Here is a 12,333-nt window from a genome sequence, read left to right on the forward strand (position 1 = left end):
TTGGACGGGGCTACGCGCGACCTATCCTTATATGTTATAGCGTGATTGTTGAGCTATACATGCTGAAGCACATTTATTAGTTTTCCAAATGGATCACGAACATAAAACCTACGAACACCCCAAGGTTCTGATACTGGCCCGTACTCTATTTTAATGTTTTTAGTCATTACTCTGTTAAGCACAGTATCAAGATCATCAACCTCTATAGATAAATCCGGAACTGGTGTTCCCGACCCACCTTCTGAAGCTACACTAATCTGCACCTCCATTTTTTCGCCAGAAGTAAAAGTTTTTATCCAGCCGTGGTCCATGATGAGTTTGAGATTGAAGATAAGTTCATAAAATTTATTGGCCTCATTTGTATCTGCTGCCGCTACATTTGAAACAATCCTTATTACCTTCATAGAATCAGTCCTTTGCAGAGTGCTTTTTATGTTTGGCGATTTGTTAGGGATTTTTAGCGGAAACTAAGTAATACGCAACGAGAGCGTTCGCGTGACCATGGCCCATACCATGCTCAGTTTTGAGCCAAGCCACCATTTCCATATGCTTCTTGCCGTTTACTGCGGCTAGCAAATTTAACCAGTGAGTTATTGGGTGCCCATACTTTTTCTCAATTGATGGGAAGTACGAGGCTGGCCCTTTTATTTTTGCATCTTCGGTCATGACGCGAACTCCTTTTCTGCCTAACGCCTTGCTCATCAGCGTTTTGGGAGCGAAGCGAGTAACATTTCTGTGTAAGCAACTTGTGTGCGCTCAGCATGGGCATGAACTAATGAGGTGACTTTCCATTATACATAAGCTCTGTAGGAAGAGCACCGCTTAAATAACACACTGTTATTAAACGTTAACGACTAGCGAATGGCAAGGGCTTACCGTGAGGATTGGTCTGAAGGGCAGATATATTGCTCCTGCAATATCTGCATTCTCACCATCCTTGGTGGTCAAGCCGCTAGCCTGTTTACTGATGAAGAATGCGAGCTGATGAACAACGACACCAAGGATGGTGGAGGTAGGGCTACGCAGGATGCCAAAGCCGAGAACATCATATGAGACGTAGGCTAGAGGTGAGTTGTCAGGGTCTGCTCGCGAAGGCCCATGGCGAAGCTCGGCTCTTTCTTCAGTGATGACCAGAGATAAAGCTAACATTGAGTAATGCCAAGCTCGAATAAAAAGCAGAATGGTATTCACTAAGTGATGGATGGATCGCAGTTCACTCTCGAAACTAGAAGCTAACCAGAAAGATTAGGTTAGGTCATTCATTAAAGAGAGTAAATGAACCGCCCTGTGCGGAGCCGCATGCAGCGTGGTGTGGGGGCTGGAGGTTAGATACCTCCGGCTACCCGATTATAAATTACCAATTACCCAAATGATCAATTGTTGCTGGATTTCCAGATGTAGGTGGATTGTAATCCGATACATATAAAGATAATGGTGCTTTTGTTGCCATTTTCATTAGAATTACAGACCAAGCAGATTTCCCATAAGGCGTAGTGGTGTCTAATATAAATGCATAGCAACAGCCCGTAGCAGTATTGTTAAAAGTATTTAGATTTCTAAAATAGACGTTCCCATCACCAACTAACTGGTAATGCACTTGACTCATATCTGAAACATGTATATATCCTGGCCCTGCATATGCATGCGAAATGTACAATGATAAACATACCACGACAGATAACTTACCCAATATTTTTTTAATCATGTGTTGTTTTCTCCTTTTTCACTTTAAAATTTTTAACGTCTTATTAAACGGCGTTCCTGATAAAGCCCGTCATGTAAGTGATTGATTAGTCTAATACTACAATTCCTAAGTGTTTGAAGTAAAGCAGTAATTTATTGCGGATTTCACAAGCAAACCATTAGATAGGGTTTAATACGCTAGGTTGGAATGGATGCGGTTAAAATCAATCCATTTAACCTGAATACAATAAAAATGCCACACTATTTCACGATGAAACAGCATGGCAGTTATTTACTATGTACCTAAATCCACTGACACGATGAACTTACGCTTAGTCACTTAGTCACTTAGTCACTTAGTCTATTAGTACCTAGCCACTTGTGCACTTGAGCACGTATGTAATGCGGCATCATGTTAACGTCATGCTAGTTCGCTCTGCTCCAAAGAATTACACCTTAGTCAGGCTTGGTTTTTTATCACTCCAATTAAAGTGATACTTCTCCCCTGCGGGTTTGTCCGTGCGCTCAAAGGTATGGGCGCCAAAGAAGTCCCGTTGCCCTTGGAGTAAGTTGGCCGGCAAGGTTTCACAGCGATAGCTGTCGTAATAGGCTAGCGCCGAGGTGATGCATGGCGCGGGTGTGCCTTGCATCACAGCGGCACAAACGGTACGGCGCCACTGCATCTGTCTTGCCGATAAGCTTTGATTGAAACTGTCAGCCAGCAGTAAATGCGTAAGCTCAGGGTTTTCAACATAAGCCTGGGTGATGGATTGCAAGAAGGTGGCGCGTATGATGCAGCCTGCCCGCCAAATTTTTGCTATTTCGGCAAAGTTGAGTTGCCAGTGTTGCTCGGCCCCCGCCATGGCCATCAGTTGGAAGCCTTGGGCATAGCAGCAAACCTTGGCGCAATAGAGTGCATCTTCTAGTGCATCAATGAAAGCCTGCCTGTCTTGCTCGCTTAGCTGTGGACTTGGATCAGGATTACTCGCTAATGTGGGGCCAGCAAGCTTGGTGGATAATGCTTGGCGAAGCGGCTTTTGGGTGCTCACGGCGCGGGCATACACGGCTTCGGCTATGGTGGGCGCCGGGCAGCCAATTTGTAAGGAGCTGACCGCTGTCCACAGACCCGTGCCCTTTTGGCCGGCCTTATCTAATATCATTTCAACCAAGGGTTTATCGCTTAAAGGGTCGGCCTGTTGCAGCACCTTAGCGCTGATATTCATCAAGTAACTGTTAAGGCTGCCCTTATCCCAAGTGCTAAACACTTCACTAATTTGCAATGCGCTAAAGCCTAAGCCATCTTTAAGAAGTTGATAAGCTTCACAAATAAGCTGCATGTCGGCGTATTCGATGCCGTTATGGACCATTTTAACGTAATGTCCGGCGCCTGCTGGGCCTATGTAGGCGGTACAAGGCTCGCCTTCAAGTACGGGATTGCCTGCTTCGAAACGCTCGATGGGCAGGCCTGTGTTAGCATCCACCTTGGCAGCAATGGCCTCCCAGATTGGCGCCACATGCTGCCAAGCCGCAGGATCACCACTTGGCATCAAGGATGGGCCAAAACGGGCGCCGACTTCACCGCCTGACACCGCCGAGCTAAAGAAGATAAATTGACCTTGGTATTGCGCTTCGCGGGCGACTGTATCTGTCCACAAGCTGTTACCAGTATCGATAACGATATCGTCGGCTTCTATGCCAGCTTCAATTAACGACTGACACACGCCATCAACTGGGGCGCCAGCGGGGACAGACAAGACTAAGGCTCTGGGTTTGGCAAGCTTCTCGAGTACCATTTTAAGGCTGTCACAGGCGGTCATCCGCGCTGCCGTCTTATCGCCGCCAGTGATTGTGGCGCGCTCCTCGGCTTCTTGGTTAATGACGGCGTTGACTTTGAGTTTATCTACATCAAAAACCGCCACATGATAGCCGTGATCGGCAATATTGAGCGCCAGATTTTTGCCCATAACGCCAAGGCCTATCATTGCAATATCAGAAATGGGTGAAGGATGAGTCATTGAAAAGGATCCCATGAGTAACCTAAGTCACTGTAAAAAGAGCCGCAAGAAGGCGGTTTACATTAATGGTATTAGATGGCTGCACATGATATCAAGTTAACGGGCGCGATCACATAAGTAGACGCCTTGCATACGTTTGTAGCAGCAGAATGTCTGTTTTGATATTTGGACTGAGGGGCTTTGGTTGACAAAAGTTTAGTTCTTGAAGCTATGGGGCGCGGTGAACGCCCTTATCTGTTAGTGGTTAGTGGTTAGTGGTTAACGCTTGAGCTTGGCCTTAAACCAGGCAATGGCAGCCAACTGCTGTGGCAGTGTTAGGCCGAAATAGACGCAGATCCACGGCGATAACAGCAAGTACCAAGGTAAATTTGCCGTCGAGCGACCGCTAAACAACAAATACAAGAAACCGCCATAGATGATAATAACCCCGAGCAAGCCCACGATCAGCATGATTTTCTTGAGTAACGTTTCTAATGCAACCACACACTTATCCTAATAGGTAAAAACAGGTCAATGGTTTCAACATTGGCGATAGCCAACAGAAATTAAAGACACAATAAAGCCGAGCTAAGCTCGGCCTATAACTGCTTTATTGTAACCCGACGTTACTGCAAGTGAGCAAGCCCCTGGGTAACTGAAAAGCCATTACACAAGATCACAGACGGATACCACCATCGATTTCAAAAACGCGGCCATTCACATAGTCATTTTCTATGATGAAGCGCACGGTAGCGGCAATCTCTTCCGGTTGGCCTAAGCGGCCCACTGGCACCAACTTCTCTAAACGCTCTAAGGCTTCAGGCTTCATGGCGGCGGTCATGTCTGTGGCAATAACACCAGGTGCAACGGCGGCGCTGCGGATATTATAGCGGGCTAATTCCTTGGCCCAACCGACACTCATGGCTGCAACACCCGCTTTAGAGGCGGCATAGTTAGACTGACCCATGTTGCCAGATTTGGCCAAGCTTGAGATATTAACGATAACCCCTTGCTGCGCAGTCTCAATCATGGCGGCCGCCGCTTCGCGGCCACAAAGGAAGCTGCCAGTGAGGTTAACGTTGATAACCGATTGGAACTGCTCCAACGACATGCGCTCAACGACTTTGCCTTCTTTGGCTTTAACCATCAGGCCATCACGTAAAATACCCGCATTGTTGACTAATACGTTTATTTTGCCGAAGTCTTCAACGATAAACTTAAAGCCAGATACCACATCTTCTTCATCAGTAATATCCAGGGCATAGCCTTGAACTTCGGTCTGCTCACCTAGCTCGGCGCAAGCGCGCTCGAGTTTTTCTTGATCCATATCGATAAGCGCCAATTTGGCACCGGCTGCGGCAAAGTTTTGCGCCATCGCAAGGCCTAAGCCCCCTGCACCGCCAGTAATGACGATAACCTTATCTTTTAATTCCATCGGGTGTTCCTTTCACTGTGCACTTATTTAATACCAAAGGTATTACTTATTTTTATTGGCAAATTGTTCAAATATGCTCGAGAAGTCCAGTTTACCATGACCTTGGCGAGCATGGTTAACGTACAAGCTGCGGGCTAATGCTCCCATAGGGGTGCTTGAATTTGATGCCAGCGCCGCCTCTTGAGATAACCCTAAGTCTTTCACCATTAAATCGACCATAAAGCCGCCTTGATAGGCTTTAGAGGAAGGGACATTGTCCATCACATTGGGGCATGGGTTGTATTTCTCTAAGGTCCAGTTGCCGCCACTGCTGACTTTCATGATGTCAGACAAGACTTTAGGGTCAAGACCATTGTCTATACCCATCTGCAGGGACTCACTGGTGCCCACCATTAACACTGACAGCAGCATGTTATTACAAATCTTAGCGATTTGACCAGCACCTACGTCACCTGCGTGGAAAATATTGCCGCCCATGATCCCAAGCACTTCTTGGGCCATGGCATAAGCCTTGTCACTGCCACCACAGATAAAGGTCAAGCTGCCTGCTGCCGCACCTGCGGTGCCGCCAGAAACCGGCGCATCGATAAACTCAAGCCCTTTGGCTTTTGCGGCTTGTCCCACAAGCTGGGCACTGGCTGCATCTATGGTTGAGGAGTCAATCAGCAAACAGTGGCTCGCCACCACATCCAATAAGCCCTGCTGATCGGCTTGTGCATTGCCTAAATATAGGCCTCGCACATGCTTGCCTGCTGGCAACATGGTTATCACGACATCGGCGTTAGCTGCCGCCTCATTGGCAGAAGCGGCGCTATTGGCACCTAGCTTAACCAGTTCGGCGACGGCTTGGGGCATAAGATCGAACACTGTCACCTTAAGGCCCGCTTTGACTAAATTGGCTGCCATCGGGCCGCCCATGTTTCCTAAACCAATGAATGCAACCTGAGTGATAGTTTGAGTCATAGTGTTAATCCTTTAATTATTCTTGAACAATGTACGCTTAAGCATGAGCAGCAAACGCCTGCTGTTACAAGCCGTTTAAGGGGTGTTCATTCTCAGGCCAAGGCGAATTGAGTAACGCCTTAACCTTGGCGCTATCCACTTGATTAAGCTCGCTAAACATCCACTTTGGGTTTCTGTCTTTATCAATCAACAAGGCCCTAACGCCTTCACAGAAGTCACCGATGGCGCAGCAATTGACGCTTATTCCAAGCTCCCATTGAAAACACTGCACTAGGCTCATCTCTGTGCCCAGTTTTGCCTGCTCATCAATCAAGGTCCAACTTAAAGGACTGCCTGCCAAGGCGGTTTTTTGGGCTCGAGCTAACCATTCAAACTCAGCGTCGTTAATATCTAGGCCGCAAAGCTTGCGATGAACCTCATCGATGGTACCTGTCATTAATTCATCGATTAAGCCTTGCTCTTTAGCCAATAGACTCTGGCCAAGGGGCACATCAACTTGAGTTTCAAGGCGGTTCAATAATGCTGTTAGCGCTTGGTGATTGGCGTTAATATCATCAGACCAAGTGATTTCGGCCATGGCATCAAGCAAACGCTCGCTGTCTTGGCTGTTAACATAAAAGTTACCTAGGCCGACAAAGTGTGCATCGGCGGCATTCATGTTATAGGCGGTTAACCCAAGGAATTTGCCGATTTTACCCGGCATACGATTAAGGAAATAACTGCCGCCCACATCGGGATATAAACCTATGGTGACCTCAGGCATGGCAATACGGCTACGCTCTGTGAGCACCCTATGACTGGCGCCTGCCATCAAGCCTAAACCGCCGCCCATGACTATGCCATCGGCCCAGACTAGCACTGGCTTACCGAAACTGTGCAGTAGGTAGTCCAGCTGATATTCCTGAGTAAAAAACTCACAGGCTTGAGTGGTCATCTGCCCTGGATTCTCGATGGAAGCCTGATAAATTGCCCGCACATCACCGCCCGCGCAGAAAGCTTTTTCGCCACTGCCTTCAAGCATCACACAAGCCACATTGTCATCGCTCTGCCACTTTTTAAGCTGAGCGTTCATGGCTTGCACCATGTCTATATTCAAGGCATTGAGGGCTTTTTCGACGTTTAGAGTGACAACGCCGATAGATTTACCCGAGACAGTGCCTAAGATCTGAAATACCACATCCTGAGTCATTAGCGATTCTTCCATTGTGGGCTGCGTTTCTCTAAGAAAGCGTTAACGCCTTCCCCTTGATCTTCGGTGTCAAACAAACCGATAAATAGCTCGCGCTCCAGTGGCAGCGCGTGGCTGCGGGGCATAGTGCGGCCCGCTTGAATCAGGGTTTTACACACGGCAACGCTGCTTGGGCTCTGTTTGGCAACTTTGGCCGCTAAGGCGATGGCCGCCGATAGACTCTGGCCTTGCTCAACCACTTCTTCCACTAGACCAATTTTCTCCGCTTTTGCGGCATCGATACGCTCACCACACAAGATCATGCGCTTAGCCCAGCCCTCACCCACTAAGGCGGTGAGGTTTTGCGTACCGCCAGCACATGGCAATAATCCCACGGTCGCCTCTGGCAGTGCCATTTGAGCTTGAGTCTCAGCGATACGGATATCACAAGCCAAGGCCACTTCTAAGCCGCCGCCCATGGCATAGCCATTGATAGCGGCAATAGAGACACCACGAAACGCACTTAAGGCTTCAAAGGCTTCACCAAAATGTTTCGCCATGGTGGCGGCGTTGCCTTTGTCACCATCGGCAAATAACTTTAGATCGGCGCCGGCTGAGAAAAACTTCTCCCCTTCACCGGTCAAGACTAAGGCGTAGATCTCGCTATTGGCATTCAGCTCCAGCACTTTGGCTTTCAGTGCTTGTAGGCTTTGGGCCGTCCACGTATTGGCCGGCGGATTACTCATGGTCAAAATGGCCGTGTGGCCTTCGATACGCTCAATTAAATTTGTCTGCTGTGTCATCTTGGGATCCTTTGCTGTGACTTATCTCGCCATGGCATTACATCTTTTAGACGCAATGCCCATGGCTGTGTCATTTACAGTATCGCGTTGGTTACAGTATGGCGTTGGCGTTTTCAGCTAATAAACGGCGGGCAATAATTAGACGCATTATTTCATTGGTGCCCTCTAAAATCTGATGCACCCGCACATCACGGAAATGGCGCTCTAGGGGATACTCACGAATATATCCGTAGCCGCCGTGAATTTGCAGCGCACTGTCACAGACGCTAAAGCCTATGTCGGTGGCAAAGCGTTTTGCCATGGCGCAATAGGCGGTGGCTTCGGGATCTTGGTTATCCAATTTAAAGGCCGCAAGGCGCACCATTTGACGAGCGGCAACCAGTTCAGTTGCCATGTCCGCAAGCTTAAATTGCAGTGCTTGAAAGGCAGCTAAGGGTTTACCAAACTGTTTACGCTCATTCATGTATTGGGTCGCACGCTCAAGCGCGGCTTGGGCCGTGCCAACCGAGCAAGTGGCGATATTGATGCGACCGCCATCTAAGCCCTTCATGGCGAAGGTAAAGCCTTGGCCTTCTTCACCGAGTAAATGATCCACTGGTACGCGAACGTTATCGAAGGTAATTTGACGAGTTGGCTGAGCGTTCCAGCCCATTTTATCTTCGGCCTTGCCGTAGATGATGCCATCAAGGTCGGCAGGCACTGCAATGGCAGAAATGCCTTTAGCGCCCGCTTCACCTGTACGGCACATCACCACCAACATTTCGGTGGCGCCAGCGCCTGAGATAAACACTTTTGAGCCATTAAGCACATAATGCTCGCCATCACGCACTGCTTTGGTTTGTAAAGAGGCGGCATCACTGCCAGCACCTGGCTCAGTTAAGCAATAAGAGGCCAACAGCTGACCTGTGGTTAAGCCTTCAGACCACGTCTTACGCAGGGCCGGTGTGCCCCAAGTGGTGATCATCCAGGTGGCCATATTATGTATGGTCAGCATGGCGGTGGTTGCGGTGCAACCTTTTGATAATTCTTCAAATATAATCGATGAATCAAGACGAGACAGGCCCATGCCGCCTTCAGATTCTGGGGAATAGAGTGAGCAAAAACCTAACTCGCCGGCTTTTTGGATAACATCTTTGGGGAAATGATGTTCTTCATCCCATTTTGCTGCAAACGGGGCTAATTCATCAGTGGCAAATTGTCTGGCAAGTTCGGCAAATTGGCGCTGATCGTCATTAAAATTAAAATCCATCGGTGGACTCCTTAATGGATAACCTGACTCTTGGGTCATTTGGTATTCATTGATGGCCAGTGAGGCCTAGATAATTGCAAAGCCCTAGACACAATAATGAGTCTAGGGCCGCAAGATGACACTGTGATTACTTAAGGTTGATGCTCATGTTCGGACCCGTGACCGCATCGGTTTCAAACCAACGTGAGGTGATGGTCTTAGTTTCAGTGTAGAAACGCACGCCTTGCTTACCGTAGGCATGTTGATCGCCGAAGAAACTGCCCTTCCAACCTGTGAATGAGAAGAAAGGTAATGGCACAGGAATAGGCACGTTTATGCCCACTTGGCCGACTTCAATTTCATGCTGATACTTACGCGCAGCGCCGCCACTGGCGGTAAAGATTGAGGTGCCGTTACCGTAAGGGCTGTTATTGACTAACTCGATGGCGTCATCCAAGCTTTCGGCTTCCATACAGCACAGTACTGGGCCAAATATCTCTTCCTTGTAAATGCTCATGTCTGTGGTGACTTTATCGAACATGGTTGGGCCAATCCAGTTGCCTGACTCATAGCCTTCAACGGTGAAGTCGCTGCCATCGAGTAAACATTCTGCACCTTCGGCTTTACCTTGAGCAATCAAGTTAAGCACTCGCTGTTTTGCAGCCGGGCTTATTACAGGGCCGTAAGCGGCATTTTCATCGTTCCACAGACCCGGACGCACTTTGGCTATGGCTTCTTTAAGTTCTGGGATCCACTCTTTAGCGGCGCCAACAAAGACGGCAACCGAAATCGCCATACAGCGTTGACCGGCGGCGCCTACTGAAGCGCCCACTAGGTTGTTGATCACGTGCTGCTTGCTGGCATCTGGCATGATAACGCAATGGTTTTTTGCACCAGCGAAGGCTTGAACACGCTTTAAATTATCTGTACCTGTCTTGTAAATGTATTGACCCACGCCTACTGAGCCCACGAATGAAATGGCCTTGATTGCAGGGTCGCGCAATAGAATATCGACAGCCGTTTTGTCACCGTGAATAAGCTGTAGCACGCCCTTAGGTGCGCCCGCTTCGACAAACAGCTCAACTAAGCGCTGGGGCGTCATGGGATCTTGCTCTGACGGCTTAAGAATGAAGGTGTTACCGCATGCGATTGATAACGGGAACATCCATAATGGGATCATGGCTGGGAAGTTAAACGGGGTAATACCGGCGCACACACCTAATGGTTGGGTGTAGCTGTAGGTATCGATATTGCGCGCCACGTTTTCAACGGTTTCTCCCATCATCAGTGAGGCAATATTGCATGCATGCTCCGCCACTTCTATGCCGCGCCACACATCGCCTTTAGCATCTTCGAAGGTTTTACCTGTCTCGTGTGCCAATATGGTCGCGAGCTCGTCATGGTGTTCTTTTAACAAATGCTGGTAGCGCAACATGACACGGGCACGCTCAGACACTGGCACTTCTTTCCAGGTTTTAAAGGCTTCTTTGGCGCTGCTAATGGCCATTTCCACTTCTTCTGTGGTAGCGCTATTGATATGAGCGATAACCGAGTTGTTGGCCGGGTTAGTCACAGGGATAACTGAGGTGCCTGAGCCTGTGGTGAACTCGCCATTGATGTAATGCTTAACTTGTGTGATTTGTGCTGTTGTCATGTGCATATCCTTGAACTTGTCAGCGTCTTTCATTCGCAGGGCATAGCGCCACGACGAATATTGAGGGTTAGCACGGGTGAACTTTTTTATTGTGAGTGGCTAAACATTTGTCACTCGCCCTACCCGTGTACTTGTCTTGTTTTCTATGTATTGCTTAATCTGTTTCGCTTAACCTGTTTTGCTTTGCGTGAGGCAAGATTGCCCCAGCATTAAACTTCAATGGCCATGGCCGTGGCTTCACCGCCACCTATGCATAATGATGCCACGCCGCGCTTAAGGCCGCGGGCTTTCAATGCATAAATCAAGGTAACCAACAGGCGCGAGCCTGAGCAGCCAATAGGGTGACCTAAGGCGCAGGCGCCGCCATTGACGTTAACCTTGTTGGCATCTAAACCCAGTTCAGAAATGGCTAACATGGTCACCATGGCAAAGGCTTCGTTGATTTCAAATAAATCCACTTCATCCTTGTTCCAGTTCACTTTATCCAGCAACTTGTTCATGGCCCCCACGGGCGCTGTGGTAAATAACGACGGCTCTTGGGCGTGAGTACTGTGGCCTTTAATGGTCGCCATCACCTCAAGACCTAAACTGCTGGCTTTCTCCCTTGTCATTAACATTAACGCCGCGGCGCCATCTGAAATTGAGCTCGAATTAGCGGCGGTAATAGTGCCGTCTTTGGTGAAGGCTGGGCGCAGTGTCGGGATTTTTTCTGGACGTGCGTTACCTGGCTGTTCATCGGTATCTATGGTGATATCACCGCGGCGATCGCTCACGGTTACTGGGGTAATTTCCGCTTTAAAGGCACCTGAATTGATGGCGGCATTGGCTTTTTCTAATGAACTTAGGGCAAAACCATCCATTTGCTCACGGCTCAGGTTAAAGTCATCGGCGGTTTTTTGGGCGAATGTGCCCATAGCGCCGCCTGTGTAGGCATCTTCTAAGCCATCTAAAAACATGTGGTCCATGACTTTGCCGTGGCCCATGCGCATGCCAGAGCGGGCTTTATCAAGCAAGTATGGTGCTTGACTCATGCTTTCCATGCCACCTGCAATCACCACTTCACTGCTACCGGCCTTGATTAAATCGTGGGCTAACATCACAGTTTTCATGCCTGAACCACAGACCTTGTTCACTGTGGTGGCGCCGACACTTAAAGGTAAGCCTGCACCTAAGGTTGCTTGACGCGCAGGCGCTTGGCCAAGGCCAGCTGGCAACACACAGCCCATCAGTACTTCGTTAACAGCACTGGCGGCAATCCCTGTTTGTTCCAATAAGTCTTTAATGGCAGTGGCCGCTAATACAGGAGATGCCACGCCGCTTAAGGCGCCTTGAAAGCCGCCCATAGGGGTGCGCTTAGCTGCAACAATAACGATATCTTGGTTTGATTGGACTGAACTCATAATTT

Annotated in this window: 13 protein-coding genes; all 13 read right to left on the reverse strand. The window is 48.7% G+C overall.

What is annotated here, in order from left to right:
- Positions 1-53: 53 nt before the first annotated feature.
- Entirely contained in the window at positions 54-404 is a 351-nt protein-coding gene (locus SDEN_RS10080; RefSeq protein ID WP_011496371.1) for a VOC family protein, read from the reverse strand.
- A gap of 43 nt (positions 405-447) precedes the next feature.
- Positions 448-666: a DUF4287 domain-containing protein gene (locus SDEN_RS10085; protein ID WP_011496372.1), complete on the reverse strand. Its 219-nt coding sequence runs from the start codon at positions 664-666 to the stop codon at positions 448-450.
- A 174-nt stretch (positions 667-840) separates the two neighbouring features.
- Entirely contained in the window at positions 841-1,149 is a 309-nt protein-coding gene (locus tag SDEN_RS20685) for a hypothetical protein (protein WP_041405758.1), read from the reverse strand.
- A 205-nt stretch (positions 1,150-1,354) separates the two neighbouring features.
- On the reverse strand, positions 1,355-1,705 hold the full coding sequence (locus tag SDEN_RS10095) for a hypothetical protein (protein WP_011496373.1): 351 nt from the start codon (positions 1,703-1,705) through the stop codon (positions 1,355-1,357).
- Between the two features lie 427 nt (positions 1,706-2,132).
- On the reverse strand, positions 2,133-3,698 hold the full coding sequence (gene gndA, locus SDEN_RS10100; protein ID WP_011496374.1) for an NADP-dependent phosphogluconate dehydrogenase: 1,566 nt from the start codon (positions 3,696-3,698) through the stop codon (positions 2,133-2,135).
- 258 nt (positions 3,699-3,956) lie between these two features.
- Positions 3,957-4,148 (reverse strand): hypothetical protein, encoded by a 192-nt coding sequence (locus SDEN_RS10105; protein ID WP_049763093.1) that lies wholly within the window; start codon positions 4,146-4,148, stop codon positions 3,957-3,959.
- A 205-nt stretch (positions 4,149-4,353) separates the two neighbouring features.
- Complete coding sequence (locus tag SDEN_RS10110; RefSeq protein ID WP_011496376.1) at positions 4,354-5,112, reverse strand: SDR family oxidoreductase; 759 nt, start codon at positions 5,110-5,112, stop codon at positions 4,354-4,356.
- A gap of 42 nt (positions 5,113-5,154) precedes the next feature.
- Positions 5,155-6,063 (reverse strand): 3-hydroxyisobutyrate dehydrogenase, encoded by a 909-nt coding sequence (mmsB, locus tag SDEN_RS10115; protein ID WP_041406216.1) that lies wholly within the window; start codon positions 6,061-6,063, stop codon positions 5,155-5,157.
- Between the two features lie 76 nt (positions 6,064-6,139).
- Complete coding sequence (locus SDEN_RS10120) at positions 6,140-7,279, reverse strand: enoyl-CoA hydratase/isomerase family protein (protein ID WP_041405759.1); 1,140 nt, start codon at positions 7,277-7,279, stop codon at positions 6,140-6,142.
- Positions 7,264-8,046: an enoyl-CoA hydratase gene (locus SDEN_RS10125; protein ID WP_011496379.1), complete on the reverse strand. Its 783-nt coding sequence runs from the start codon at positions 8,044-8,046 to the stop codon at positions 7,264-7,266. Before SDEN_RS10125 ends, SDEN_RS10120 begins: the two co-directional genes overlap by 16 nt.
- A 91-nt stretch (positions 8,047-8,137) precedes the next feature.
- Positions 8,138-9,295, reverse strand: coding sequence for an acyl-CoA dehydrogenase family protein (locus tag SDEN_RS10130; RefSeq protein WP_011496380.1), 1,158 nt, complete (start codon positions 9,293-9,295; stop codon positions 8,138-8,140).
- A 127-nt stretch (positions 9,296-9,422) separates the two neighbouring features.
- On the reverse strand, positions 9,423-10,928 hold the full coding sequence (locus SDEN_RS10135) for a CoA-acylating methylmalonate-semialdehyde dehydrogenase (RefSeq protein WP_011496381.1): 1,506 nt from the start codon (positions 10,926-10,928) through the stop codon (positions 9,423-9,425).
- A gap of 209 nt (positions 10,929-11,137) precedes the next feature.
- Positions 11,138-12,328, reverse strand: coding sequence for a thiolase family protein (locus SDEN_RS10140; RefSeq protein WP_011496382.1), 1,191 nt, complete (start codon positions 12,326-12,328; stop codon positions 11,138-11,140).
- Positions 12,329-12,333 lie beyond the last annotated feature (5 nt).

The sequence above is a fragment of the Shewanella denitrificans OS217 genome (genome assembly GCF_000013765.1).
GTDB classification, from domain to species: domain Bacteria; phylum Pseudomonadota; class Gammaproteobacteria; order Enterobacterales; family Shewanellaceae; genus Shewanella; species Shewanella denitrificans.

Bases quoted from the DNA above. Each gene is read 5' to 3' on its own strand.
- SDEN_RS10140 (WP_011496382.1), bottom strand. From the start codon at position 12,328: ATGAGTTCAGTCCAATCAAACCAAGATATCGTTATTGTTGCAGCTAAG.
- SDEN_RS10120 (WP_041405759.1), bottom strand. From the start codon at position 7,279: ATGGAAGAATCGCTAATGACTCAGGATGTGGTATTTCAGATCTTAGGC.
- SDEN_RS10105 (WP_049763093.1), bottom strand. From the start codon at position 4,148: ATGCTGATCGTGGGCTTGCTCGGGGTTATTATCATCTATGGCGGTTTC.
- SDEN_RS10085 (WP_011496372.1), bottom strand. From the start codon at position 666: ATGACCGAAGATGCAAAAATAAAAGGGCCAGCCTCGTACTTCCCATCA.
- SDEN_RS10130 (WP_011496380.1), bottom strand. From the start codon at position 9,295: ATGGATTTTAATTTTAATGACGATCAGCGCCAATTTGCCGAACTTGCC.
- SDEN_RS10135 (WP_011496381.1), bottom strand. From the start codon at position 10,928: ATGACAACAGCACAAATCACACAAGTTAAGCATTACATCAATGGCGAG.
- SDEN_RS10125 (WP_011496379.1), bottom strand. From the start codon at position 8,046: ATGACACAGCAGACAAATTTAATTGAGCGTATCGAAGGCCACACGGCC.
- gndA (WP_011496374.1), bottom strand. From the start codon at position 3,698: ATGACTCATCCTTCACCCATTTCTGATATTGCAATGATAGGCCTTGGC.
- SDEN_RS20685 (WP_041405758.1), bottom strand. From the start codon at position 1,149: ATGTTAGCTTTATCTCTGGTCATCACTGAAGAAAGAGCCGAGCTTCGC.
- SDEN_RS10080 (WP_011496371.1), bottom strand. From the start codon at position 404: ATGAAGGTAATAAGGATTGTTTCAAATGTAGCGGCAGCAGATACAAAT.
- SDEN_RS10110 (WP_011496376.1), bottom strand. From the start codon at position 5,112: ATGGAATTAAAAGATAAGGTTATCGTCATTACTGGCGGTGCAGGGGGC.
- SDEN_RS10095 (WP_011496373.1), bottom strand. From the start codon at position 1,705: ATGATTAAAAAAATATTGGGTAAGTTATCTGTCGTGGTATGTTTATCA.